General features: G+C 67.2%; 24 protein-coding genes and 1 tRNA gene. 10 read left to right on the plus strand and 15 right to left on the minus strand.

What is annotated here, in order from left to right; genetic code table 11:
• Window positions 1-162: 162 nt before the first annotated feature.
• The 6 genes from KTC28_RS09310 (at window position 163) to KTC28_RS09335 (ending at window position 5,874) form a co-directional block, all read left to right on the plus strand.
• Window positions 163-2,709 (plus strand): helicase-related protein, encoded by a 2,547-nt coding sequence (locus KTC28_RS09310; protein ID WP_216708645.1) that lies wholly within the window; start codon window positions 163-165, stop codon window positions 2,707-2,709.
• Between the two features lie 54 nt (window positions 2,710-2,763).
• On the plus strand, window positions 2,764-3,027 hold the full coding sequence (locus KTC28_RS09315) for a S4 domain-containing protein (protein WP_369426582.1): 264 nt from the start codon (window positions 2,764-2,766) through the stop codon (window positions 3,025-3,027).
• A 32-nt stretch (window positions 3,028-3,059) separates the two neighbouring features.
• Window positions 3,060-3,401 carry a ferredoxin FdxA gene (fdxA, locus tag KTC28_RS09320; protein ID WP_216708647.1) on the plus strand — a complete coding sequence of 114 codons (342 nt, stop codon included), beginning with the start codon at window positions 3,060-3,062 and terminating at the stop codon, window positions 3,399-3,401.
• A 231-nt stretch (window positions 3,402-3,632) separates the two neighbouring features.
• Window positions 3,633-4,133, plus strand: a complete 501-nt coding sequence (locus KTC28_RS09325) for a CarD family transcriptional regulator (RefSeq protein ID WP_216708648.1) — start codon at window positions 3,633-3,635, stop codon at window positions 4,131-4,133.
• A 182-nt stretch (window positions 4,134-4,315) separates the two neighbouring features.
• Window positions 4,316-5,110, plus strand: coding sequence for an SDR family oxidoreductase (locus KTC28_RS09330; RefSeq protein ID WP_216708649.1), 795 nt, complete (start codon window positions 4,316-4,318; stop codon window positions 5,108-5,110).
• Window positions 5,111-5,172: 62 nt separating this feature from the next.
• The gene (locus KTC28_RS09335) at window positions 5,173-5,874 is read left to right on the plus strand and encodes a head GIN domain-containing protein (RefSeq protein WP_216708650.1); all 702 of its coding nucleotides are present in this window, start codon (window positions 5,173-5,175) and stop codon (window positions 5,872-5,874) included.
• Window positions 5,875-6,432: 558 nt separating this feature from the next.
• Here the strand turns inward: KTC28_RS09335 and KTC28_RS09340 are convergent.
• From KTC28_RS09340 to KTC28_RS09350, 3 genes are read right to left on the minus strand one after another with little or no spacing between them, the layout of a single operon-like run.
• Window positions 6,433-6,846, minus strand: coding sequence for a DUF1489 family protein (locus tag KTC28_RS09340; RefSeq protein WP_216708651.1), 414 nt, complete (start codon window positions 6,844-6,846; stop codon window positions 6,433-6,435).
• The gene (gene mgtE, locus KTC28_RS09345; RefSeq protein ID WP_216708652.1) at window positions 6,843-8,255 is read right to left on the minus strand and encodes a magnesium transporter; all 1,413 of its coding nucleotides are present in this window, start codon (window positions 8,253-8,255) and stop codon (window positions 6,843-6,845) included. Before mgtE ends, KTC28_RS09340 begins: the two co-directional genes overlap by 4 nt.
• Entirely contained in the window at window positions 8,252-9,268 is a 1,017-nt protein-coding gene (locus KTC28_RS09350; RefSeq protein ID WP_216708653.1) for an aldo/keto reductase, read from the minus strand. The genes mgtE and KTC28_RS09350 overlap by 4 nt, the downstream gene beginning before the upstream one ends.
• A gap of 146 nt (window positions 9,269-9,414) precedes the next feature.
• Here KTC28_RS09350 and KTC28_RS09355 point away from each other — a divergent pair, with 146 nt between their 5' ends.
• On the plus strand, window positions 9,415-9,945 hold the full coding sequence (locus KTC28_RS09355) for a GNAT family N-acetyltransferase (RefSeq protein WP_216708654.1): 531 nt from the start codon (window positions 9,415-9,417) through the stop codon (window positions 9,943-9,945).
• A gap of 31 nt (window positions 9,946-9,976) precedes the next feature.
• On the opposite strand, the gene KTC28_RS09360 is transcribed toward KTC28_RS09355, so the two are convergent.
• Window positions 9,977-10,063, minus strand: a tRNA-Leu gene (locus KTC28_RS09360).
• 156 nt (window positions 10,064-10,219) lie between these two features.
• Here KTC28_RS09360 and KTC28_RS09365 point away from each other — a divergent pair.
• Window positions 10,220-11,224 carry an SDR family oxidoreductase gene (locus KTC28_RS09365; protein WP_216708655.1) on the plus strand — a complete coding sequence of 335 codons (1,005 nt, stop codon included), beginning with the start codon at window positions 10,220-10,222 and terminating at the stop codon, window positions 11,222-11,224.
• Between the two features lie 175 nt (window positions 11,225-11,399).
• Here KTC28_RS09365 and KTC28_RS09370 read toward each other — a convergent pair whose 3' ends face one another.
• Window positions 11,400-12,092, minus strand: a complete 693-nt coding sequence (locus KTC28_RS09370) for a hypothetical protein (RefSeq protein WP_216708656.1) — start codon at window positions 12,090-12,092, stop codon at window positions 11,400-11,402.
• A gap of 145 nt (window positions 12,093-12,237) precedes the next feature.
• Between KTC28_RS09370 and KTC28_RS09375 the strand changes: the two genes are divergently transcribed.
• Window positions 12,238-13,170 carry a hypothetical protein gene (locus KTC28_RS09375; protein ID WP_216708657.1) on the plus strand — a complete coding sequence of 311 codons (933 nt, stop codon included), beginning with the start codon at window positions 12,238-12,240 and terminating at the stop codon, window positions 13,168-13,170.
• A 566-nt stretch (window positions 13,171-13,736) separates the two neighbouring features.
• On the opposite strand, the gene KTC28_RS09380 is transcribed toward KTC28_RS09375, so the two are convergent.
• From KTC28_RS09380 to KTC28_RS09405, 6 genes are all read right to left on the minus strand, one after another.
• Window positions 13,737-14,408, minus strand: coding sequence for a PEPxxWA-CTERM sorting domain-containing protein (locus KTC28_RS09380; RefSeq protein ID WP_216708658.1), 672 nt, complete (start codon window positions 14,406-14,408; stop codon window positions 13,737-13,739).
• A gap of 152 nt (window positions 14,409-14,560) precedes the next feature.
• The gene (locus KTC28_RS09385; protein WP_216708659.1) at window positions 14,561-15,235 is read right to left on the minus strand and encodes a PEPxxWA-CTERM sorting domain-containing protein; all 675 of its coding nucleotides are present in this window, start codon (window positions 15,233-15,235) and stop codon (window positions 14,561-14,563) included.
• Window positions 15,236-15,365: 130 nt separating this feature from the next.
• Window positions 15,366-15,854: a bacterioferritin gene (gene bfr / locus KTC28_RS09390; protein ID WP_216708660.1), complete on the minus strand. Its 489-nt coding sequence runs from the start codon at window positions 15,852-15,854 to the stop codon at window positions 15,366-15,368.
• 67 nt (window positions 15,855-15,921) lie between these two features.
• On the minus strand, window positions 15,922-16,089 hold the full coding sequence (locus tag KTC28_RS09395) for a (2Fe-2S)-binding protein (RefSeq protein ID WP_216708661.1): 168 nt from the start codon (window positions 16,087-16,089) through the stop codon (window positions 15,922-15,924).
• A gap of 54 nt (window positions 16,090-16,143) precedes the next feature.
• Window positions 16,144-16,764: a GNAT family N-acetyltransferase gene (locus tag KTC28_RS09400; protein ID WP_216708662.1), complete on the minus strand. Its 621-nt coding sequence runs from the start codon at window positions 16,762-16,764 to the stop codon at window positions 16,144-16,146.
• 1 nt (window position 16,765) lies between these two features.
• Entirely contained in the window at window positions 16,766-18,283 is a 1,518-nt protein-coding gene (locus tag KTC28_RS09405; protein ID WP_216708663.1) for an acetyl-CoA acetyltransferase, read from the minus strand.
• A gap of 171 nt (window positions 18,284-18,454) precedes the next feature.
• Here KTC28_RS09405 and KTC28_RS09410 point away from each other — a divergent pair, with 171 nt between their 5' ends.
• Window positions 18,455-19,978, plus strand: coding sequence for a tetratricopeptide repeat-containing sulfotransferase family protein (locus KTC28_RS09410; protein WP_216708664.1), 1,524 nt, complete (start codon window positions 18,455-18,457; stop codon window positions 19,976-19,978).
• Between the two features lie 14 nt (window positions 19,979-19,992).
• On the opposite strand, the gene KTC28_RS09415 is transcribed toward KTC28_RS09410, so the two are convergent.
• The 4 genes from KTC28_RS09415 to KTC28_RS09430 all read right to left on the minus strand — a co-directional run bounded on the left by KTC28_RS09415 (window position 19,993) and on the right by KTC28_RS09430 (window position 25,291).
• Window positions 19,993-21,978 carry a serine hydrolase gene (locus KTC28_RS09415; protein WP_216708665.1) on the minus strand — a complete coding sequence of 662 codons (1,986 nt, stop codon included), beginning with the start codon at window positions 21,976-21,978 and terminating at the stop codon, window positions 19,993-19,995.
• Window positions 21,979-22,135: 157 nt separating this feature from the next.
• The gene (locus KTC28_RS09420) at window positions 22,136-23,356 is read right to left on the minus strand and encodes an acyl-CoA dehydrogenase family protein (protein WP_216708666.1); all 1,221 of its coding nucleotides are present in this window, start codon (window positions 23,354-23,356) and stop codon (window positions 22,136-22,138) included.
• A gap of 16 nt (window positions 23,357-23,372) precedes the next feature.
• A complete protein-coding gene (locus KTC28_RS09425; protein WP_216708667.1) occupies window positions 23,373-24,326 on the minus strand; it encodes a 2OG-Fe(II) oxygenase in 954 nt (317 codons plus the stop codon).
• Complete coding sequence (locus KTC28_RS09430; protein WP_216708668.1) at window positions 24,326-25,291, minus strand: zinc-ribbon domain-containing protein; 966 nt, start codon at window positions 25,289-25,291, stop codon at window positions 24,326-24,328. The genes KTC28_RS09425 and KTC28_RS09430 overlap by 1 nt, the downstream gene beginning before the upstream one ends.
• Between the last annotated feature and the right edge of the window lie 161 nt (window positions 25,292-25,452).

Consider the following 25,452-nt stretch of genomic DNA (forward strand, 5'->3'; position numbering starts at 1 on the left):
GACGATGCGGCGAAGCGATGACTTACAAGGTTCACTTGAATCGGCTTCGCAGCCATGGCATCAAGTCTCAGCCCATTATCCGTCAAAGGATGCGATGAGCCGAGCAGTGTTCCGCCGTACGCCCGTCTTGTATCCGGGCACCTCCGACCTCAGTTCGAGGTCATGAGCGGATTGCTTCGCACTTCGGAGAACGCCCGCGAGGTTGGGCCCCGGGTCACTGCGGTTCTCGGTCCGACGAATACCGGCAAGACCTTTCTCGCGGTCGAACGGATGTGCGGTCACGCCAGCGGCATGATCGGCTTTCCGCTGCGGCTGCTCGCACGCGAAGTCTACGACCGCGTCGTCGCGATCAAGGGCGCAAGCCAGGTCGCGCTGATCACCGGCGAGGAAAAGATCGTCCCTGAGGGCGCGCGCTACTTCCTGTGCACCGCTGAATCGATGCCCCTGGATCGTGAAGTCGCGTTCGTCGCGATCGACGAGGGGCAGGTCGGGGCCGATCCGGCGCGGGGCCACGTCTTCACCGACCGCATGCTCCACATGCGCGGCTATGCCGAGACGATGATCCTCGGCTCGGAGACGCTGCGTCCGCTGATCCGCAGGCTCCTGCCGCGCGCCGAGATCATCACCCGGCCGCGCTTCTCGACGCTGACCTATGCCGGGCCGAAGAAGCTGTCACGGCTGCCGAAGCGGACCGCAATCGTCGCCTTCACCGCGCAGGAAGTCTATGCGCTCGCCGAGATGCTGCGGCGGCACAAGGGCGGCGCGGCGGTCGTCATGGGCTCGCTCAGCCCGCGGACGCGCAACGCGCAGGTCGCGATGTACCAGTCGGGCGAGGTCGATTATCTCGTCGCCACCGACGCGATCGGCATGGGGCTCAACATGGACATCGCCCATGTCGCCTTCGCCGGGTTGAGCAAGTTCGACGGCAAGCGCCACCGGCGGCTGACGGTCGCCGAGATGGCGCAGATCGCCGGGCGCGCCGGGCGCTACCAGAAGGACGGCAGCTTCGGCGTCGTCCAGCTCGGCCAGGATGCGGTGTCGACCTTCGAGGCCGAGGAGATCGCGGCGATCGAGGGGCATGTCTTTCCGCCGCTGACGCAGCTGACATGGCGCAACACCCACGCCGACTTCAACACGCTGCCGCGGCTGATCGGCTCGCTCGACGAGCGGTCGCCGCGGGCCGAGTTGGTCCGCGGTGATGACGCGATCGACCTTGCGGTGCTCAAACGGCTGGCGGGCGAGCCGTGGGTGATGGAGCGCGCGCACGGCCGCGGGCGGATCACGCGGCTGTGGTCGGCGTGCAGCCTGCCCGATTACCGCAAGACCGGGCCCGAGCAGCACACCCGGCTCGTCGGGCGGGTGTTCCGTCATTTGAGCGAGGGCGACGGGACGCTGCCGGCGGCGTGGATCGCGAGCGAGGTCGCCGCGCTCGACAATGTCGCGGGCGACATCGGTACGATCGCCGACCGGATCGCGGCGGCGCGGACATGGACCTATGTCGCGCACCGTCCCGGCTGGCTCGCCGACGGGACGCTGTGGGCCGACCGCACCCGCGAGCTCGAGGATCGGCTGTCGGACGCGCTCCACGTCAAGCTGACGCAGCGCTTCGTCGACCGGCGGACCGCGGTGCTGCTCCGCGACCTCAAGATCAGGGGCGAGCAGCGCGTCGAAGTCGACCCAGACGGGTCGGTCGCGGTCGAGGGCGAGATCATCGGCACGCTCGACGGCTTCCGCTTTACCCCCGATCCGGCAGCGCGCGCGGGCGAGAAGCGGATGCTCCTTGCCGCCGCCGAACGCCATCTGCCGAAGGAATTCGAGCGCCGCTGCAATGCGCTCGCCGCCGCCCCCGACGGCGAGTTCAGCCTGTCGTTCGACGGGGCGCTGCCGCCGCGCATCCTGTGGAACGGCGCGCGGGTCGGGCTGCTACGGACCGGGCGCGACGCGCTGAACCCGCGCGTCGAGACCGATCGAGCACTGGAAGGCGTTGCCTTCGCCGATCGCCGCCGCGTCGCCGACCGGCTGACCGTGTGGTTCGCCGCGTCGCGCGACAAGCACCTCAGTTCGCTGATGTCGGTCGCCGCGCTGGTTCCCGAGGTTTCGCCCGCCGCGCGCGGACTGATCGTCCGGCTGGTCGAGACGATGGGCTGCCTGACGCGCGCGGCGGTGACCGCACAGGTCGACGCGCTGACCCGCGCCGACCGCAAGGCGCTGCTCGCTGCCGGCGTCAGGATCGGCGTCATCCACATCTTCATCGCTGCGGCGCTGCGCCCTGAACCGACCCGTTGGCGCCTCGCGCTGTGGGCGGTCGCGGAGGGCATCGCCATCCTGCCCGCGCCGCCGGTGCCGGGCCTTGTTACGGTCGATGTCGGCCCCGGCATCCCATCCGCTTTCTACGACGTCGCCGGCTTCTGGAGTATCGGTACGCACGCTGTCCGCATCGACATGGTCGATCGGCTGGCGCGCGCGATGCACGGCCAGCGCGATGGCCGCAGTCCGTTCGTGCCCGACGCCAACTGGATCGCCAGCGTCGGCATGAGCCGGGAGGGCTTCGCCCGCCTGATGCGCGCGCTCGGCTATCGGCCGAAGCTCGTCGACGGCACGGCGGCATTCGCGTGGGGAGGCTCGCGGATCGAGCCTCGCCGCGTCGAGGTCGTCGACGATGCCCCGGATTCTCCCTTCGCGATCCTTCGGCAAATGAAAGGACGGTAGCTTTTGGTCCATGGTCAGGGTTTGCGGCTCGACAAATGGTTGTGGTTCGCAAGGTTGACGAAATCGCGCAGCGATGCGCAGCGGCTCTGCGAGAGCCGTCACCTGCGCCTCGACGGCCGGGTGATCGATCGCCCCTCGGCGCTGGTCCGCGCCGGGTCGGTGGTAAGTTTTCCCAAACATGACGATGTCGTCGTCGTCAGGGTGCTCGGGATTGCCGAGCGGCGGGGGCCGTTCAGCGAAGCCCGCGAGCTCTACGCCGACCTGACGCGTAGTCGCGGGGCCGACCCACTGTTGACGGGAGCGCTTGCTGCCGTCTAGCAGGGGGTGGTTAGGCGACCTGGGGTTCGACAATGACGTACGTGGTGACCGAGGCTTGCATCAAGTGCAAGTACATGGACTGTGTCGAGGTGTGCCCGGTCGACTGCTTCTATGAAGGCGACAACATGGTCGTCATCAACCCGTCCGAATGCATCGACTGCGGCGTGTGCGAACCCGAATGCCCGGCCGAGGCGATCCTGCCCGATACCGAGGGCGGCCTCGACAAGTGGCTCGAATTGAACGCGACCTTCTCGGCGTCGTGGCCAAACATCACCGTCAAGGGCGCGACACCGCCCGACGCCGAAGCGCACAAGGGCGAAGAGGGCAAGTTCGACAAGTATTTCTCGGACAAGCCCGGAACCGACGGCCAATAGGTCCGCCCCCCGTTTGGGGGAGGGTGCAGGGAACACAAAAGCGTGGAAAACTGCGCCTTTTTGTGTTACAACTTCGGTCGCGTCGCTCGTTCGTGACGCGGTTCCGGGTCGTGGCGCGGTGCGTCGGACCCGATTAGCGAAGGCACGCACGCAACCGTCCGCAGCCCCGATGTGATGCCGCCGTGTCCCCTCACGGATGGCCGCGCGACGCGGACCCAGAAAGGAACTTACATGGCAGCCAAGCCGCTCAATTTCGTCGTCGGCGATCACGTCGTCTATCCCAAGCACGGGGTTGGCCGGGTCGTCGAGGTGCAGAGTTCGGAGATCGCCGGGACTAATCTCGAGCTCTACGTCCTGCGCTTCGAAAAGGAGCGGATGACGCTGCGTGTCCCGACGAACAAGGCCGAAGGCGTCGGCATGCGCAAGCTGTCGAGCCAGGCGACGTTGCTGGAGGCGCTGACCACCCTCAAGGGGCGCCCGCGGATCAAGCGGACGATGTGGAGCAGGCGGGCGCAGGAGTATGAGGCCAAGATCAATTCAGGCGACCTCGTCTCGATCGCCGAGGTCGTCCGCGACCTCCACCGTGCCGAAGACCAGCCCGAGCAGAGCTATTCCGAACGCCAGATCTACGAAGCGGCGATCGGCCGCCTCGCGCGCGAACTGGCGGCGATGGAGAACATCGACGAGCCGGCGGCGCAGGCGAAGATCGAAAGCGTGCTGAAGGCAGCCTGAGCGACGGCGCGGCTGCGCGTAGCGACACCGACGCTCTTCGCGTCGATTAGCTGCGCGCAGACTCGCGCCGAGCCGGCCGGCGGGGCGAGCGGCGATGCCGTCCGAACCCGTCCGATGACGCGAGCTTTGCCCGCGTTCTATCCGAATTTCCCGCACGCGGCGGCCCGACAATAGGACCGCTCATGCCCCGCCTCGCCGGCAAGATCGCGCTCGTTACCGGTGCCGCGCAAGGCATCGGCGCAGCGATCGTGCGCGCTTTCGTCGACGAAGGTGCGATCGTCTGGCTGACCGACCTTGCAATCGAACCCGCCGAGCAGGAGGCGGCGTTGGTCGGTCACGGCGCAACTGCGGCAATGCTCGACGTTCGCGACGAAGCGGCGTGGATCGCGACCTACGCCCGCATTCTCGATCGCGACGGCCGGATCGACATCGTCGTCAATAATGCCGGAATCACCGGCTTCGACACGCCCGGCGCGCACGATCCCGAGAACACGGCGCTCGATGATTGGCGCGCGGTCCACGCCACCAATCTCGACGGGGTGTTCCTCGGCTGCAAGCACGCGATCCGCGCGATGCGACCGGCGGGACGCGGGTCGATCATCAACATGTCGTCGCGTTCGGGTCTCGTCGGGATCCCGGGAGCCGCAGCCTACGCATCGTCGAAGGCGGCAGTCCGCAATCACAGCAAAAGTGTCGCCCTGTGGTGCGCGCAGCAGGGCCTCAACATCCGCTGCAACTCGGTCTACCCGGCGGCGATCATGACGCCGATCTGGGATGCGATGCTCGGAGACGAGCCTGGCCGCGACGCCCGGATGGCCAGGCTCGTTGCCGATACGCCGCTTCGCCGCTTCGGCACGGTCGACGAGGTCGCGGCGATCACGGTCTATCTTGCATCGGATGAGTCGACCTACACCACGGGGGCAGAGTTTGTCATTGACGGCGGATTACTTGCGGGATCGGCGGCAAGCCCGGGATAGCGGCTGGACAGGCCGATCGCCCTGTGTATTATGCAAATAACACACAGTATGGGGAAACTTCGATGACTCGCCTGCCAACGCTCTCCGTCATTGCCGCCGCGGCTTTCCTCGCTGCCGCAGCGCCCTCGCTCGCCGCCGAGCGCGATTTTCCGGTCGGCAGCTTCGACCGTCTCGCGGCAGGCGGTTCGGCCAACATCACCGTGACCACCGGCGCGCGACCAAGTGTCCATGCGACCGGCGAGGCAGCGGCGCTCGATCATCTTGATATTCGGGTCGACGGCGAAACCCTCAAGATCGGGACCAAGCGCGACAGCATGTGGTCCGGATGGCGCGACCACGGGCGCGTCCAGATTGCGATCACCGTGCCGATGATCCGCGCGGTCGACCTCGCCGGTTCGGGAACGGTCACCGTCGATCGGATCAAGGTCCGCGACTTCGATGCCTCGATCGGCGGCTCGGGACGTCTCGACGTCGCCCTGCTCGACAGCGACACGGCCAAATTCGACGTCGCCGGGTCGGGTGACATGGCGATCGCCGGTCGCTGCGGTTCGGCCAAGGCGAGCATCGCGGGCTCGGGCGACCTCAAGCTGACCGGGCTCAAGTGCGCGACATTCAGCGCCAGCGTTGCCGGGTCGGGGCGGATCGAAGCCTACGCCAGCCAGACCGCGACCCTGTCGACGATGGGGTCGGGCGACATCAACGTGTCGGGCGGCGCGCGCTGCTCGGTGTCGACCGCGGGCAGCGGTAAGGCGCGCTGCAGCTAACGGACGTGTGACGGCGGCATTCTAATCGGCCGGAATTTGCCGCTGTCCTACATGCCGCGGTATCGATTAGGCTCGGGTATTGTGTCGGCCAACGGGCCAATGTTTTGCTCTTTCTCATTGTCGGTATCGTCGTCGCCCGCGGGCCGGGCACTATCCCGCTCGCGCAGACCTTGTGGACTTCCGCCGAAATCGTCGCGATCGACGATGTGAAAAGCTGGTCGTTGCGTGGACTTGTGTCACCTTTCGCGCTTCGATCGAGCCGATCGGCCCGCGAACAACGGTGTGCAAAAGCCGGTCGTTGCGTGGACTTGTGTAACCTTTCGCGCAGCGGTCGAGGTGATCGGCCCACGAACAATGGGGTGCAAAAGCCGGTCGTTGTGTGGACTTGTGTAACCTTTCGCGCTGCGGTCGAGGTGGTCGGCCCGCAAAGAAAGGCGCGATTCAAATGTGCTTTTCCCTGACCTTATCGTGACCTTAGCGAAGAGTTGTACCGGATAGGCTAAATCCACTATGACGCTGTCCGCGTGCCGCAAAATCCTTGGTTAAAAATCTAGTCCCTCAAACCAGCCACAGCGCAGCAAGCTCGCGGAGCATCGCGGGCGGCACGGCATCGAGGTCGGCGTCGCCCGCATTCATGTCGCGCGGGGCGTCGTCGGGGTTGAGATAGCGCCACCCTTGATGCGCCCGGCGCGGCGTCGCCAGCACGGGCACCGGCTCGGTCGCCAGCGCGATCCGGCACTTCGTCCCCCACTCGGTCTCGACCATGTCGAGGCCGATGATCGCCTGCCGCGCGACGAGCGTGTGCTTGATGATCCAGAACAGCGACCCGCCGCTCATCTCGGCGGCGCGCTTCGGCATATAGCGCGTCAGGCAATATGCCTGTCCCTCGCTCGCCGCACGCAGCGCATGGCGCTCGGCGAGCGCCTCGACGCTCGCGCAGCCAACCGCGACCTTGGTCAGATGAAGCGTCACGACAAGTGGAACAGCGCCGCCAACCCGAGGAAGGCGAAGAAGCCGATGACGTCGGTCATCGTCGTGACGAACACCGTCGAGGTCACCGCCGGGTCGATGCCGAGCTTTTCGAGCACGAGTGGAATGACGATCCCCGACAGGCCGGCGTTGACGTGGTTGATCAGCATCGCGCTGAACAGGACGAGGCTGAGCGCGCTGTCATGGTAGACAAGCTGGCAGCCGACCGCCATCAGCGCGCCGAGCCCGAGGCCGTTCGCCAGCGCGATCCACAGTTCGCGGCGGATCATCCGCGCGGTGTTCGAACTCGTCAGCTGGTTCATCGCCAGCGCGCGGACCGTCACCGCCATCGTCTGCGTCGCGGCATTGCCGCCCATGCCGGCGACGATCGGCATCAGCACCGCGAGCGTGACGAGGCGGCTGATCGTGCCTTCGAATGCCGCAACCACCGACGAGGCGAGGATCGCGGTGCCGAGGTTGATCAGCAGCCACCACATCCGCACCTTGATCGTCTCGACGATCGGCTCGTTGATATCGCCGTCGCCCGCCCCCGACAGTTTCAGCGCGTCTTCGCCGGCTTCTTCCTGGATGATGTGGACGATGTCGTCGACGGTGATGACCCCGACCAGCCGCCCGCTGGCGTCGACCACCGCCGCCGAGATCAAGGCGTATTTCTGGAACTGGAGCGCGACTTCTTCCTGGTCCTCGTCGACCGGAATCAGCGTCTGATCGCGCTGCATCACTGCGGCGACGAGGGCATCGCGCTTCTGCGTCAGCAGCCACGACAAGCGGATCGTGCCGGTCGGATGGTGCGCCGGATCGACGACGAAGACTTCCCAGAAGTCGGTCGGCAGGTCGGGCTCGCTGCCGATAAAGTCGATGATCGCGCCGATCGTCCAATGCTCGGGAACCGCGACGAGGTCGCGCTGCATCAGCCGCCCGGCCGACTCCTCGGGATAACCCAGCGCCGCCTCGATCGCGGCGCGGTCGTCGGGGTCGAGTGCTCGCAGAACCTCGCGCCGGTCGTCGTCGTCGAGTTCCTCGATAATCGACACGGCGTCGTCGGTGTCGAGTTCGGAAACGACGGCGGCGACTTCGACGGGGGTGCGGACGTCGAGCAGCGCCTCGCGGACCCAGTCGTTCATCTCGGCGATGACGTCGGCGTCGAGCTTGTCGCCGAGCGCCTTGGCGAGATCCTGGCGATAGTCGCCGGGGATCAGTTCGAACAGGTCGGCGATGTCGGCTTCGTGGAGCGGATCGACGAGCGCGCGGGTCGCGGCGGCGTCCTCGGCATCGAGGCTGGCGACGACCTTGGCGACGAAGCCGCGGCGCAGGCGGCCGTCGTCGTCGAACACGCCACGCGGCTCGCTCACCGCGACGGCGGGCGGCTCGAGGAGGTCCTCGGGGGTCACGCGGCCTCGGCGGCGGGATAGTCTTCGGTGTCGATCGCGGCGTTCATCGCCGGCGAATAGCGATGGCCGTGAACCGTCGACTGGTTGATCAGCGCGTCGAGCGCCGTCATCGTCGCCGGGTCGAGCACGATATCGCGCGCTGCCCAATTCTCCTCGAGATGCGGGACGCTCGCGGTGCCCGGGATCGTGACGAGATCGGCGTCCCGATTGATTAGCCATGCCAGCGACAGCTGCGCCGGGGTGTGCCCGAGATCGGCAGCCATCTGCGCAAAGGCGGTGAATAAAGCATTGTTCGCGGCGAAATTGTCGCCCTGAAAGCGTGGCATCGTCCGGCGAATGTCGCCATCGGTGAGCGCTGCCGGATCGGTGACGCCGCCCGCTAGGAAACCGCGAGCTACAGGAGAGAAGGCGACGAAGGTCGTGCCAAGCTCATGGCACGCCGCCAGCACGCCGAGTTCGGGATTGCGCGTCCACAGCGAGTATTCGGTCTGGAGCGCGGCGATCGGGTGGACCGCGGCGGCGCGGCGCAGCGTCGCCGCACTGACCTCGGACAGGCCGATGCTGCGGATCTTGCCCGCGGTGACCGCGTCGGCGAGCGCGCCGACCGACTCCTCGATCGGCGTCTTCGGGTCGAGCCGATGGAGATAATACAGGTCGATCGTGTCGACCCCGAGCCGCGACAGGCTTTCGTCGAGCACCGCGGTCACCCCGGCGCGACTGCCGTCGAGAACCCGCGGTGCTTTGATGCCACCCTCGCCGAGGCGGATGCCGCACTTCGACGCCAGGATGAATTCGTCGCGGCGCGATTTGAGCGCGCGTCCGATCAGCGTCTCGTTATGCCCGACGCCGTACAGCGCGGCGGTGTCGAGGAAGTCGTAGCCGAGGTCGAGTGCCCGGTGCAGCAGCGCCTCCCCCTCGGTATCGCCCGGCGGGGTGCCATAGGCATAGCTGAGCGACATGCAGCCGAGTCCGACGCTTTCGACCATGAACGGCCCGAGCTTGCGCTTTGCCATGTGCGGTCTCCTTCGATGTGATGTCGCTCCCCGATTGGCCGGGGACGGCCAGAATGCCAAGGGATTATTCACTTATCCGGACGAAGCATGGCTTTCGCCGCTGCCGTGCCTTGTCGCGGCCCGGCCACCGCCGCAGTATGCCGCCTATGTTCACCCACCGCCTCGCCACCGAAGCCGACCTCGACACCCTGCGCGGGCTGATGCTGGCCGCGATCGAGACCAACCAGCGCGGCTTCCTCACCCCGGCGCAGGTCGCTGCGAGCCACATGGTCATGGGCCTCGATACCCAGCTCGTCGCCGACCGCACTTATTTCATCGTCGAGTGCGATGGCCGCATCGCAGGCTGCGGCGGGTGGAGCTACCGCGCCGGGGTTTATGGCGGCGACCACAGCACTGCGCTGCGCAACGCGACCCCGCTCGACCCGACAACCGATCCGGCGCGCATCCGGGCGATGTACACCCACCCCGATTTCGTCCGCCGCGGCGTCGGTCGCCTGATCCTCGAGGTGTGCGAGGCGGCGGCGCGGGCGGCGGGGTTCCGCCATGTCGTGCTGATGGGAACGCTGTCGGGCGAGCCGCTCTACCGCGCATCGGGCTATGCCGTCGCCGAGCATCGGGCGGACACCGTCGGCGATGTCGAGGTGCCGCTGATCCGGATGACCAAGCGGCTCGACTAGCCGGGGTCGGGGCCCCCGCTCAGGGGGCGATTGGTGCGGCCAAGAAGACTCGAACTTCCACGGCCTTTCGGCCACAACGACCTCAACGTTGCGCGTCTACCAGTTCCGCCATGGCCGCACGACCATCATGCCCGGGGCGTGCCCCAGCCGGTAGGAGGGCGCGATTAGCAGAGGCGGGTGGCGGGTGCAACCGGTGTCGCGCACCCGATGTCGCAGCCTGAACCTTTGACCGCAGCACGAGTTCGCCTCCCGACCCCAAATCAGGAGCGATCTCATGGATTCTAACGACAATGGACCCTCGCGCCGCCAGGTCGTCGGTGCGGCCGGCATCGGCCTCGCCGCGATGGCGGCGGCCCCCGCCGTCGCGCAGTCGAGCGGCAGCACCCCCGCCGGCCCGGCGAAGATCAGCGACCCGCGGACCAAATACCCCAAGCCGCCGTTCAAGGAGCAGAAGCAGCCGTGGCCCGGCCTCCAGTCGAAGATGGATCCGGTCCCCGACTGCGGCGAGACGAGCTACAAGGGCAACAACCGGCTGACGGGGCGCAAGGCGCTCGTCACCGGCGGCGACAGCGGCATCGGCCGCGCCGCCGCGATCGCCTTTGCCCGCGAAGGTGCCGACGTCGCGATCAACTACTACCCGTCGGAGGAATCCGACGCGCGCGAGGTCATCGACCTGATCCGCCGTGAAGGCCGCACCGCGGTCGCGATCCCGGGTGACCTGCGCGACGCCGCCTTCTGCCGCCATCTCGTCGCCGAAGCGGTCAAGGGCCTCGGCGGGCTCGACATCGTCGTCAACAACGCCGGTCGCCAGCAGAGCCAGAAGTCGATCCTCGACATCACCGACGAGGCGTTCGACGCGACGATGAAGACCAACATCTACGCGCCGTTCCACATCATCAAGGCGGCGCTGCCCCACCTGCCCCCCGGCGCGGTGATCATCGGCACGACGTCGGAGCAGGCGTACGACCCGAGCGAGGACCTGTACGACTATGCCCAGACCAAGGCGGCGACGATGAACTACGTCAAGAGCCTCGCGAAGCAGTTCGCGCCGAAGGGCATCCGCGTCGTCGGCATCGCTCCCGGACCGTTCTGGACCCCGCTCCAGGTGTCGGGCGGCGCGCAGCCCGACAAGCAGATGTCGTTCGGCGGCAAGACCCCCGCCGGGCGTCCCGGCATGCCCGCCGAGATCGCCGGGCTGTACGTCCGCGCGGCCGAGGACGGCGGCAGCTACACCACCGGCAACGTGCTCGGCGCGGGCGGCGGGCAGGGCCAGCCGTAATCCCCTGGCCGGGTACGCCGCCGGCAGCCACACCCTTACGCTCGTCATCCCCGCGACAGCGGGGACCCATCTCCCGCCGCTGGAGATCGGTCCCCGCCGTCGCGGGGATGACGGCGTTTTGGGGGGAACGAAAAGCGTAGCGATCGCCAAATCCTACAAGAAGGTGAATTTAAGGTTAGGCGAATCGCATAGTGGTTTTACATTCCCACCCCGGTAGCGCCTCACACTCAGCCCTCCATTTGGCTTCGCGCTCACCGGGACGCGGCGCGATCGCGGCGAGAAACTCCTCGCGCGTCATCAGTTCGGGCGGCTCGACGAAGGGGTCGACGAAGCCGTCGTCGGGCTTCGGCGCAACCGGAGCGCGGCCCGTCTCGATCGCGTCGGCATAGGCACCGAGGGCCAGCGCATACGCGTTTTCCGGATCGGCGGGGGCACGACGCAGGCCGGCCTTGTCGACCGCTTCGGGAGCGGGGCGGAGGTGGTTGAGCAGCGCGATCAGCAGCTTGTCGCTGTACACCGTGCGGCTGCCGACCGCGTTGCCGTGATAGGCGATCGCCGCCTCGACCCCGGTTTCGATCCGTCCGAGGGCAATGTCGCGCAGCTTGAAATACGCCATCTCCTGCGCCGCCTTCCAGCCGAAGCGGAACGCCGCGCCGTCGCTGCGTGCGCGCAGCCGGTACGCCGAGGTAACCGATATGCCGACGCTCGCGGCCGCCGCACCGACGTTCCCGCCCCGCGCGAGCACCTCGATGAAAGCAAGCTGCCGTTCGGCCGTCCAGCCATCGGACCGTGCCCGGCGCGCGCCAGAGGGCGTCGGCTCAGACCCGCTGTCGGGTGCGCCTGTGTCGGACGAGGTGCTGCTGGCCATTATTCCCGCTCCATCGAAGTGCGGGATTTCAGCTGGCCGGCGAAATCCTATTAGTCAAGCAGAGACATTTGTGGGCTCTTCTTACGCGTATTGATGATGTCTCCCTAATAAACTAGCTTTCGGACTGGATTACGGGGGCAGACAATTGGAAGAACCGGAACAAGCGCCGCTAGTTTTTTATATCGATCTGGCCGAGGGGCAGGCTGCGAGTTTGGAATCAGTAGCAAGGCTTTCGCTTGCATGGTCCGAGCTAGTTATTGAACTATGCGCGATAATAGACCCCTCAAGTGAAGTGGAAATAATCGTCGTTGACGTTGTTGACGGCTGCTTGAAGATACGCACTATTGTAAAAGCTATCGGACGCGTAGCTAACCAGCGTCCTATCTTAGCGGCGTGCATAGGTGGAATTCTCTCAACGTTCTTTCACAAACCAGTAGACGATTTATCGGGTTTATTTTGGCCAATGGTCTATGAAGCTATGGGCCTGACCCATGTGTCGCACACAGATGAGAATACTGGAATAGATCGTGCGGTGGTTGAGAAAGCCACAATCGTAGCTCAAAAGACAAACGTGGCCAGTGCACAAAAACAGCGGCTTTATGCTCAGGCCGAAGCCGACAGTTCAGTGATTGGCGTTGGGGCTACGACCTCTTTTACTGAACGGCCTCCGGTATTTGTTCCTCGATCTGAGTTCGCCAGACGCGCGGGTATCGTGAAGGTCGAAATTGAAACGACGCGGGTGCGGACCATCACCCGCCGAGAAAACGTGATTTTGCTTACTCCGCAGCTAAGGGCAAAGAAACTGGTCTGGAAGTTCGCCGACGCGGACGGCAACCTATTTTCAGCCAAGATGGCTGACCTGAATTTTATAAATGCCCTTCAGGCGGGAAGTACAGGCACCGATCTGCGGATCGGCATTGTCATGGACGTCGATATCGAGATGAAGCAGGAAATGTTTGACGGTGTTTGGCTTACTCAGTCATTTGAGGTCGTGCGAGTACGATCACCTGCGGCACCGATCCCGGCGCCGGATGACCGCAACCTGCTCTTTTACGAGCCACGCAAACCTAACGATTGAACCACCGGCACAAACGGCGCCAAGCCAAAAGCCGACGAAGGCGTTGAAAGATGTGACCAAGTTAATCGCGAACGCCGATGCGATCACAATAATGATAACAAACAAACCGTTGTATTCACTTGCTCGCCTCGCCATCGTATAAGCCTCTGTGATTCTTAAGCGAATCGCATAATGATATCTTCGTAAAGCGCAATCGCATATCAAGTTTCGTCGATTACCTAGCCGGAAATGGCCCGATTAACGAGCGTTTCTATCGTCAGTATTAAGCGCCGTCCGACGCTAATCGATAAGCGCCGCGGGCTCATCCACTTCCTCATATCGAACTGGCGTTCGAGATGGTCGACGTGCTCCTCCTCGCTGTCGAGGGATGCGGCGGAACAGGTCGCGGCTGATATAGTCGCGGACGATCTCGCGACGCGTGACCGCGTCGCGGAGCAGTGCGATCGCGGCGCTGTCGCTGGTCCGGCGACGGCTAGCAGCGACGACGACGGTCCGGTTGCAGAAGACGCCGTCGTGCCTGCCAACCCGCGCCGGCCTGACCCCTCAACCCGGCGCTGTGTTATGCTTTACGCCGCGACGACCATGCGGCGGCGAACCGCGACGCCGACGAGGCCGAAGCCAACAATCATCATCAGCCACGATGCGGGCTCGGGGACGGCGACGGTGACCGAGTCGATGTTGAGAGTGCCCTGTCCTTCGGACTGATACTGGGCGTGATCGAAATCATAGACGGTATAGGAATAATATCCGGTCGACAGTGAAGCCGAGGCGGTCCGCGGGACATCCTCAAGGCTCGCCGAAGCACCAAGGCCGGTGCTGTTCGTGTAAATCCCGTAGGTCATCAAGGTGGATGAAGCAGACGTGTTGATGGCATAGGAGTTCAGGTCAAGCGCGCCACCGGTGAGATATGCCGCCGAATCGACTGCGCTGCCGAAAGCGGTCTGCTTGACGCCGGCGACCGTGAAGACGGTCGTGACCGCCAACGTGGTACCGCTGTTGGGCCCGCCATATACCCAGTCATAGGCGGGCCCGGTCAGGCGATGGCCCTTGCCGGTGTCGACCGTGTACGTCGCCACGAACGACTGGCCGTTTTGAAAGCCGGATACCGGATTGGTGCTGCCGCCGAAGCTGACGTTGCTCAGCGTCCCGGAGTAGGTGAGCGTGTAGATCGCCGCTGCCGACGGCGCCGCGACGGCGAGCGCAACGAAACTCGCGGCCGAGATGATGATCTTGCGCATACCGATACCCCGCCGCAGCCCGCACAGCGCATGACCAACGTTCCGTCTATGTAACGATATGGCCGATGCGAGCAATCCGCAATTTCGCGTCGGCCGACCCCGGAAGGCGGACCGGCGCGTCGCGGACTCAGGAGATCTGCGCGACCGCCGGTTTACGCCGCAAGGACCATGCGGCGGCGGCGGGCGGTGACGCCGACGAGGCCGAAGCCGGCGATCATCATCAGCCACGACGCGGGCTCGGGAACGGCGACGGCGACCGAGTCGAAGATGAAATCACCCGTTGCGCGGGACACCGTGCGGTTCGTGTCGTAATTATAGGTATAATTGATGTAATGACCCGATGACTGCGAAGACAAAGCGCCCCGCGGGATCTGGTCGAGATTGGTCGCGGCGAGCGACGTGGTGGTCGCGTAAATTCCGTAATAGGTCGTCGCGGCCGACGATGCATAATCATCGACGGCGGCGACGTTCAGGTCGAGCTCGCCAGAGTAGAGCGCGACCGCTGAATCGACCGCACTGGCGAACGCGATCTGCTTGATGCCGTTGACGGTGAAGACGACCGTGGCCGCCAACGCGTGCCCGTTCTCGGGCCCGCCACGGAGCGAGTCGTACCCGGGACTGGTCGAGCGGCTGCCGTTGCCGGTGTCGACCGTATATTTCGCGACGAACGCGTCGCCGTTCGCAAAGCCGGACGAGGAATTCGCGGCACCGCTGAGCTGAACGTTCTCGATCGTCCCCGTGTAGGTCAGCGTGTAGATCGTCGCTGCCGACGGGGCGGCGACGGCGAGCGCGACGAGGCTCGCGGCCAGACTGATACTCTTGCGCATACTGATACCCCCCCCCGGTCGCGCTGAACACGCGACCAACGTTTCGCCCATGCAACAATTTCGTCACTGCGGCAAATACTATCGCAAGTTAGGGGTCGGTGGTCGCGGCGGGCGAGCTCGCGCCGTGGGTTCAGCTGATCTGGGCGTCGGCGGGCTTCGACTGGAGCTGGATGTAATTGTGGATGCCCATCCGCGCGATCATGTCGAACTGGCGTTCGAGATAGTCGACGTGCTCCTCCTCGTTGTCGAGGATGCGCTTGAACAGGTCGCGGCTGATATAGTCGCGGACGATTTCGCAGTGCGCGATCGCGTCGCGCAGCAGGGGGATCGCGTCGCCTTCGAGCGCGAGGTCGGCCTTGAGGACCTCCTCGACCGTCTCGCCGATCCGCAGGCGGCCGAGCGCCTGGAAGTTGGGCAGGCCGTCGAGGAACAGGACGCGCGCCGACAGCCAGTCGGCGTGCTTCATCTCGTCGATCGATTCGTGGCGCTCGAAGTCGGCAAGCCGCTCGACGCCCCAATGGTCGAGCAGGCGGTAGTGCAGCCAATATTGATTGATTGCGGTCAGTTCGTTGCGCACCGCCTCGTTGAGGAACTCGATGACCTTGGGGTCGCCCTTCATGTGCCGTCCTTGCGCTGTTCGACCCCGGGTCTAGCCGAGGGTACGCTATCTGGCAAAGGCAACAGCGTCAGGCGGCGAGTTCTTCGGCGATGATCGCGCGGGCGAACGGCAGGCATTGGCCGCACTTCGGGCGGCGGCCGAGGCTGGCATAGGCGGCGCACGGCGTCGCGCAGCCTCCACGAGCGGCGGAGCGCACGTCGCGCTCCCGAATGGCATTGCACACGCAGACGACCATCGGCGACTCTCCCTCGCCGATCAACCTAGTGATGATGCGACTTAGTCGCAATAGCTATTGTGCGGGGAGCGCCGCCGTTGACCACGGCGACACGACCGTCCAGCCGAGCGTGGTGTAGAGCGCCTCGCCGTCGGCAGTCGCGGTGAGGATTTCGCGCTCGCCCTCGCGCCGATGGTCGCCGAGCGTCGCCATGACGACGCGGCCGAGACCGCGGCGGCGGTGGCCGGGGGCGGTGACGATCTGGTCGTAGATGAAGACGCCGTCGTGGCGCGCCGATCGCCCGCTCGCGGCGATGCTGCCGTCGGGGGCGAGGATGCGGAGGACGACGACGGCGGCGACATCGACCTCGATGCGGTAGCCCGGCGGCATCGGCGCGGTGCGGGGGGCCATCGGGCCAGCCATCACGCTCGACACGCTGTCGATCCGCCACCGCGGCGGCAGCACCGCGAGCAGGGCTGCGGGGGTGTCGGTGAGCTTGACGAAGACGCGCGGCTCGGTCGTCGCCGCGCCGAGGTCGCGCAGCCCGGGGCCGATCGCGGTGAAGACGTGGCGGCGGGTCTCGCTCGCCGAACCCGTGTCGACCCGCCAGCCGCCATGATCGGGCACCGGGAGCGGCAGGCCGCGCGATAGCGACCGCGCGTGGAGCCAAGCGGCGATCAGGTCGGGCTCAACCACCTTAAGCGAACACCGCGCGGTTGACCGGATCGCCGGTGGTGACGGTGAAGCGACGCCCGACGACTTGCGTGTCGATCAGCGCCGCGAGTCCGTCGTGCGCCTGTGCGAGAAAGCGGCGGTTGTCGCTCGCCTGCCGCCCGACGATGATCGCGAAGGCGGGGACGCCCTTGTCGTGGACGACGGTGAACGCCTCGACCGTCGCATCGCCGTCGGGGGTCTCGGTGAAGCCGGGGCCGGGCTCGGCGTCGATCTCGGCCTGATAGGTGGCGGGGTCGGCGCGGCTCCACGCGCCTTCGGTCGGGCGCGCCGAATAGACGCCGAAGCTCGACTTGGTCAGGTAGCCGCCGTTGGCGAAGACCAGCCCGCAGGCGTCGCGGTCCGACCGGCAGCGCGCGACCATCTCGGCGATGCCGTGCATGCTGTAGTTATTTCCCGGGCCGCCGAAGTACGGCAGGCCGCCGGTCAGCGTCAGCCCGCGCGGGTCGTTGTGGCGCAAGCCGATCATGTCGGCGGCGATCTCGACCGCGACGGGGAAGCACGAATATAGCTCGATGGGGCCAAGGTCGCCGACCCCGATCCCGGCGTGGGCGAGGGCGTGCGCCGCTCCCGCGCGGATCGACGGCGAGGTGCTCAGGTCGACGCGGTCGCTGACGAGGATATGCTCGTGGGTGTCGGCGCAACCGTGGAGGTAGACACGCTTCGCTTCCGGGACCCCCGCGGCGTCGGCGGCGGCGGTCGACATCATCACGACGGCGGCGGCCTGGTCGACGAACATGTTGGAATTCAGATACTTGGTGTACGGATAGGCGATGTAGCGGTTGGTCTCGGTCGGGGTGATGAGCTCGGCGGCGCCCCGCTCGACCGGCAGCGCGGCGTATGGGTTGGCGGCGGCGACGCGGGTGAACCCGGCCATCAGCTTGCCGATCCGCTCGCGATGCCCGACCGGCGCGTCGCCGTAGCGCGCCGCGACCGCGCTCTCGAACAACGGGTAGACGTTGACCGGCATCGCGACGCCGTGCGCCATCTCGTGGCGGCTGACGAGGTGGACCTCCTTGCCGAGCGTGTCGGGCGCGCTGCCGGGATCGTCGGACCAGTCGAGCGCGACCCCCGCCTTCGCCGCGTGCGCCTGCGTCCGCAGCGCCTCGACCCCCGCGAGCAGCACCGCGTCGGCCTCGCCGCGCGCGATCCGCTCGGCCATCAGATTGACGAGCATCTGCGGCGTGTTGCCCCCGACCGGGCCGTACAGGCACGTCCGCGGCGATGCCCCGAGGCGGTTGGCGAGCGACTTCGGCAAATTGGTGTAGCGCCCGAACGGCGAGGCGAAGGCGGGCGACGAGTCGGCGAACAGGCGGACGACCGCGACGGTGTCGAGGGTGATGCCCGCTCCGCCCGCATCCGCCAGCGCCGCCGCCCCGACCCGCGCGAGCAGGTCGAGCGGCGACCCGGCGTCGGCAGGCGCGGAGTCGCGGTCGGTGAACTGCGCGACGCCGACGAGGACGGGGGTGCGGGGATCGATCATGCACGGGCTTTCGACGCGAGCGGGAGACCCCCCGTATAGCGCCGACACCGGTAAAGCTCACCATGCCTGTCTTTCGGACACTATCTTTCAGCCGGTGTTTTTACGCGTCGAAGCGCGAGGGCTTTGGTGCCGTCGAGTCGTTGTTTGCACAGACTTTAGTGCGGGTGAGTAATGACGGCGACAGTGCGCGAGCAGGCAGCCGGGACGGCGTCGGCCGAGGCGATGAGCCTGTGCTTCAATGCGTATTGGCGGCAACAGGCGGGCGACCAGCCGGCGGCAACCGCGCTGTACGCGCGTGCGGTCGCCCTGGCCCCCACCGACCCCGCGATCCTCGCGAGTGCAGGCGACGCGTTGCGTTTTACCGGCGAGCTGACCGAGGCGGTGGCGCTGTTCGACCGCGCGATCGCGGTCGATCCGGCGATGGTCGCGGCATGGTTCGGGCGCGCGCTCGCGCTCGACGCCAGCGGCCGGACCGAGGACGCGCGTGCGGCTTATGCGCGGGTTGCCGAGCTGTCGCCCACGACCGCGCCGGGGTTCGCGGGCCTCGCGGCGATGGAGTTCCTGCTCGGTGACGTCGACGCGGCGCGTGGCCATGCCGCGCACGCGCTGGCAATCGCTCCCGGCGACGCGATGACGGTGATGACCGTCGCGCGATGCGACATGGCGGGCGGACAGCATGCGGCGGCGGCCGAGCGGTTGCGTCGCTTCATCGGCCAAAAGGGTGTCGCCGCCGACGACGCGATCGTCGCGCTCGGCCTACTCGGCGACGCCTTCGATGCGATGGGCCGGACCGACGCGGCATTCGATGCGTACGCGCGCGCCAACACCCGCTTCGTCGAACGCCACGGCGGGCGCGACCTGCCCCCGCTCGCGCGGCGTGAGGTCGAGGCGATCGATGCGGCGGTGGCGCGGCTTGCCCCCGGCGCGCTCGCGGGGCCGGCTCCGGCGGTCGCGGGCGAGGCGGCGCGGCACATCTTCCTGCTCGGCTATCCGCGGTCGGGGACGACGTTGATCGAACAGGTGCTGGCGACGGTTCCGGGCGTGACGACGCTCGAGGAGGCACCGACGTTTTCCGCGGCGGTACAATATCTTGCGCCCGGCGGCATCGCGGCGCTGGCTGCGTTGGGCGTCGACGACGTCGCGGCGTTGCGCGCCGATTACTGGGCGCGGGTCGCGGCGGCGGGGATCGACGTCGCGGGCAGCACCTTCGTCGACATGGACCCGTTCAAGGCCCCGGCGCTGCCGCTGATCGCGCGGCTGTTCCCCGATGCCAAGGTCGTGATCGTTCAGCGCGACGCGCGCGATGTGGTCTGGAGCTGCTTCCGCCGCAGCTTCGTCTATTCGCCGGTGACGATCGAATTCACCACGCTGCCGCGCGCGGCACAGCATTACGGCGCGGTGATGCGGCTGATCCGCCGCTGCCTCGATACGCTGCCGGTCGACGCGCACGTGCTGACCTATGAGGACCTCGTCCACGATTTCGACGGCGCGACGCAGCGGCTGTGCGACTTCGCCGGGCTGCCATGGTCACCGGGCCTGCGCGACTTCGCCCGCACCGCGAGCGCCCGCCCGGTCAAGACCGCGAGCGTCCACCAGGTCCGCCGCCCGCTGTTCGACGGGTCGGGGCAATGGCGGAAATATGCGGCGCAGCTCGAGCCGGTGATGCCGGTGCTGGCGGAGTGGGTCGCGGCTTGACCGGGGGTCCGGCCCTAAAGCGGTGCCATGCCGTAGCTTGTCGCGAACAGGTCGCCCGGTCCCCAGGCGGCAGATTTCGCAATCGCCATGACGGTATCGTAATAGGGGTACCACGCCGCGTCGGCGGCGGACGGCGGCGATGCCCACGCCATCACCAATCCCCATTGCCCGTCGAACGACAGGACGTTGTTCGAGGTCTGCAGCGAGCCGCCCTTTTGTGCGCGATAGCCGCCACCGGCGAGTTTGGTGATCGCGTCGAAGCCATAGCCGGCGCGGGTTCCGGTTGCGTTGACCGCGGCGCCGGCGTCGAGCATCGCCACAACCGATGCGGCCTTGAGCATGGTGGTGTCCTTGCCCGCCAGCAATGCCGCGATCAGCCGCGCCTGGTCCACAGGTGACCCGCTGAGCCCGCCGCTGCCATCGGCGATCGATAGCTGCTCGTCGCCATATTCGGCGGGAACCAGCGGCCGGTCGTTGGTCATGTCGCTCGTCGCGAGCGCCAGTGTCGCCGACTGATAGCGCGCCTCGCCGGGAGGTTGTGCCGTGACGAGGTTGCCCGCACGACCGATGTGCTGGATGCCGAGCGGTGCGAAGATCGTCTGCTGGAACGCGGCGACCGGCGTCGCCGTGCCGCGAAGCTTGGCGACGACGCGCGCCAGCAGATAATAGCCGCAGTTGTTGTACACCGCGGTCGCGCCGGGGGTCGTGTCGAGCGGCAGGCTGGCGACATAGGCATCGGTCTGCTCGGCCGTAACCGGGAGCGCGATCAAGTGCCCGGCAGCAGCGAACGCCGACTGGACGAGGTCGCCGGCGATGAAATTGTTGGTTTTTACGCCGCTCTTGTGTTCGAGCAGGTGCTGGATCGTAATGCTGCCGAAGCGGCCGTCGGCGGGCGCTCCCCCGCTCGGCGTCTTGAGCTGGAGCTTGTCCTGCAGCTTGTCGCCGAGGTGGAGTTGCCCGGCGTCGATCAGCTGGCGGATCGCGATCGCCGTCACGGTCTTCGACACGCTCGCCATGCGGAACCGCGTGGTCGGCTGGGCGAGCGGCCAGTCGGCTTCGGCGAAGGTGTAGCCGCGCGCATAGACCAGCCGGGTGCCGTGGGTGATCGCGAGGCCGGCGTGCTTGACTGGGCTGGCCTGCATCGCCGCAAGGATGATCGCATCGATCGCCGCGTTGGTGACCGGGCCGGTCGGGGTGAAAACGCGCGGGGTGACCGCCTCGGTCTTGACCCACAGCGCGGTGAAGCGGGCGTTCGCTGCCGACGTCCCCGCCGCCTGGACGCAGACCGGGTAGAAGCCCGCCTGCTTGTGCGCATCGAATTCGGTTTGATATTCCGCTGGCGTCATGTCGTGACGCGCGATCCATGGCCCGGTCTCGCGATCGGTAAAGACCGAGAGATAGCGGCTGCCGGCATCGAGCGTGACGAACGACGGGCGGCACCACGCCGAGGTCTGGGCGTTGAACCGCGCCTGATATTGGGCGGCGGTATCGGCGACGCCGTCGGCATTCCACAGGCTATGGTCGGTGACCGGCACCCAGATCGCGGCGTAGCGCGGGTCGGCCGGGTCGCCGTACGATGCCGCCCAATGAAGCATCAGCCCCTGTTTGCGCGCGACGGCGTTCATGCCCTGGATCGTGCCGGCGTCGGCTGGATCCCCCGAACGCAGCCCGCCGCGCGTCAGCGGTATCGGGTTCATTGGCTGGAACACCGCGGCGAAGCGAGGGTCGGCCGCCGAGCCGGTCGCCGCGATCATCACCGGCCCGTACCCGAGCTTCGCCTGGTCGTTGAATGTCTGCTGCCACTCGGCGCTGGTCATCAGGGGCCAGTCGCGCTGGGCGACGACGGTCGCCCGCTTGATCATGACCGCCGCGTAGACGGGCGATCCGACCGCGCCGTACAGGCTGAGCGACAGGAAGCGATACCCAGTCGCGGCGGCGGCGTCGCGCAACGCGACGTGCTCGGCGAACGACTTGCCATGCCATGCGGTGAAGTCGGTCATTGAAAGATCCCCCCGGTCACCGCCGCCGGAAGCACTACGGCTTCTCGGCGACTTCGGATGACGCAAGGCAATCTACACGAAGACAGTTACGACGGAGTTACGACCTTCGTCATGACTCCGCCGCAACAACTACTCACTCGTATCCGGCAGAGTCGCTTTAGTTGTACCGCCGCAGCTCTTCCTTCGCGATCGACGCGCGATGGACCTCGTCCGGACCGTCCGCCAGCCGCAGCGTCCGCTGCTGGGCATAGCCGCTCGCCAGCCCGAAGTCCTGGCTGACGCCGCCGCCGCCGTGCGCCTGGATCGCCATGTCGTGGATCATGCACGACATGTTCGGCGCGACGACCTTGATCATCGCGATCTCGCGCTTCGCTGCCTTGTTGCCGACGGTGTCCATCATGTACGCCGCCTTGAGCGTCAGCAGGCGGGCCTGTTCGATGGCGATGCGGGCGTCGGCGATGCGCTCGTGCCAGATCGACTGCTCGCTGATGGGCTTGCCGAAGGCGACGCGCGACTTCAGGCGCTTGCACATCTTTTCGAGCGCGCGTTCGGCCGCACCGATGCTCCGCATGCAATGGTGGATGCGGCCCGGCCCGAGGCGCCCCTGGGCGATTTCGAAGCCCGCACCCTCGCGCAGGACGATGTTCGACGCCGGCACGCGGACGTTGTCGAGGATCACCTCGTAATGCCCGTGCGGCGCGTCGTCATAGCCGAAGACCTTAAGCGCACGGACCTTGACGATACCGGGAGCGTCGAGCGGCACGAGGATCTGCGACTGCTGGAGGTGCTTCGCCGCATTGGTGTCCGACTTGCCCATGACGATCGCGATCGCGCAGCGCGGGTCGCCGACGCCGCTCGACCACCATTTGCGCCCGTTGACGACATAATCGTCGCCGTCGCGGACGATGCTCGTCTCGATGTTGGTCGCGTCCGACGACGCCACCGCGGGCTCGGTCATCAGGAACGCCGAGCGGATTTCGCCGTCCATCAGCGGGCGCAGCCACTTCGCCTTCTGCGCTTCGGAGCCGTAGGTGCGAAGGACCTCCATGTTGCCGGTGTCGGGGGCCGAGCAGTTGAACACCTCCGACGACCAGCCCGCGCGGCCCATTTCCTCAGCCAATGGCGCGTATTCGAGGTTGGTCAGGCCGGGGCCCTTCCACTCGGCGGTGTCGTGCGCGGAGATGTTGAGGAACAGGTTCCACAGCCCGGCGGCGCGCGCGACCGGCTTCAATTCCTCGATCACGGGCAGCACCTTCCAGCGCTCGCCCTCCGCCGATTCCTTCTCGTAGCGCGCCTCGTTCGGGTAGATGTGCTCGTCCATGAAGCCGCGGAGCTTGTCGATCAGCCCCTTGGACTTGTCGCTGTAGTCGAACATCATGGCCGTCTCTCCCTCATTATGGTTGCGACCAGATGTCATGCGCGGCCGATCTAATCCAGCGCGAACACAGATATTTCGTACCGCGCGTCACCGGTGCCCCGGCGTGGCGGGTCATCGGGTCGGGGCGTCCGGCGGCGTCGAGCGTCTGGAACACGATGGCGTCACCGGTCCGCGGTGCGACGCTCAACCCGGTTTCGCTGAACACCGTCGCGCCGCCGTCGAAGCTGTCGTTGAGGTAGGTCAGCACCGTCACCGCGCGCTGGTTGGCGAGCCCCGGGATCGTGTCGAGGTGGGGGCGGTATTCGTCGCCGGGGTTGTAGCGGAGGACCGCGAGCGGCTCGACGCGGTCGATTCCGGTATTGCTCGCGGCGGCGATGCGCAGCCCGATCGCGCGGACGGCGAGGTCTTCGTCGAGCGGCCCGAAGCTCATCGCCCCGGCGCGGCGGACGGGGTCGGCAATCGGGCGTCCCGAGCGCGGATCGACGACGAGCGACGGCGCGATACCCGGCTCGGCGGCGGCGATCAGCCAGTCGCATTCGGCTTGGCTTAGCAGGCCGGGAAAGCGCACGACGTTGGGCGAGTCGGACAGGCGTTCGGGGGCGGGCAGCGGGCGGTCGAGGGCGCGGACAAGGGTGAGTTCGGCGCGCGACTTCGTATCGGTCGCGGCGGCGCGTTCGAGCAAGGTGATCGCCGCGTCCCAGTCCGCCGGGCCGCACGCGCTGTTGCCTGTGATCCGCGTAAGCAAAGTCAGCGCGGGCAAATGCCCGGCATCGGCGGCGCGGGCGAGCAGCGCCTTCGCCGCTCCCGGGTCGCGCGGCCCGTCGAGGCCGAACAGCTTCCACGCCGCGGTCGCCATCACCGCCTCGGGGTCGCCGCGCGCGACGGCGGCGGCGACGAGCGCGTGCGCCTCGGCCTCGCGCCCGGCGTTCGCCAGCGCCTCGGCCTGCGCCATGACGGTCGGCCCGGCCATCAGCGGGCGAAGGCGAGGTCGAGGCGCTCGGCGTTCGGCGGATAATTTGCGGCGGTTGATTCGAACGGGACCTCGTGGTGCGGCGGCAGCGACGTGACCGGCGCCGAGATCCGCCAGCGGTACGCGACCTTGCCCGCCGGATCGAGCAGCCGCGCCTCGATCGCCGGGACCGGCACGAAGTTCGCGGTCGGATTGACGATCCTGCCCGACAGGACGAGCACCGCGCCGCCATTTGCCAAATGCCGCCGCTCGCCCGCGACGGTCATCGTCAGCGGCGACGGCGGCGCGGCGATCGGATGGGCGATCGCGTCGAGCCGCGCGCCGACGATGGGAATCTTCGTCAGGTCGAGCGGCGGCAGGTCGAGCTTGGGCAGCGCCAGCTTGGGGAGGACGAGCGGCGGCAGGTCGAGCGGAGGAACGTCGATCGCGGGCAGACCGAGCGCCGCCGGGGCGGGCAGGCCGAGGCGCGGCGGGTTGAACGTCGACGCCGGGGCGAACTCGACGACCGCGACCGCGCCGAGCGCGATGATGACGAGCAGCAACGGCACGATCCATCGCCACCGCCGCGGGCCGCGATCGTCGGCTTCGGGCTCCGGAATGCGTTGGCGGTACGCGCCGATCGTCGCCGCGGGGGACTCGTCGATGATCGCGGCGCGGTCGGGTTGGGGGGCGAAGGTGCTGGCAGGTACGCCGGGAAGGTCGCGAGCGGTTGCGCCTGCTGCAGCGGTCGGGCTGATCGCGGGACCGCCGATCGGGTCGGCTGGAACGGTCGGCGCGGCGAACGACGACGACGACGGCGGCGGCGTGAACGGCAGCCCCGGCTCGCGGTCGATGGCGGGCGGCGGCGCGGGGAAGGCGGTCCAGCCGTGGCCGCACGCGGCACAGCGCACGCTCCGCCCCTCGGGCGGGACCGCGTCGTCGGGCAGGCGGTAGCGTTTGCTGCACGCTGGACAGGTGGCGATCATGGTTGATGAGTAGCGCGAGGGGAGGGGCGGGGACAATCCTTGATCCGTCCGGCTTGCGCGTGCGGGGGACGCACCGGGCTTTACCTTCCTTGATCCTCCCCGCCTTCGGGGAGGGGGACCGCGTCTTCGCGGTGGAGGGGCGGTGAAGCGAACTCGATCCG

Origin of the sequence: Polymorphobacter megasporae (genome assembly GCF_018982885.2) — a bacterium.
Taxonomy (GTDB): domain Bacteria; phylum Pseudomonadota; class Alphaproteobacteria; order Sphingomonadales; family Sphingomonadaceae; genus Polymorphobacter_B; species Polymorphobacter_B megasporae.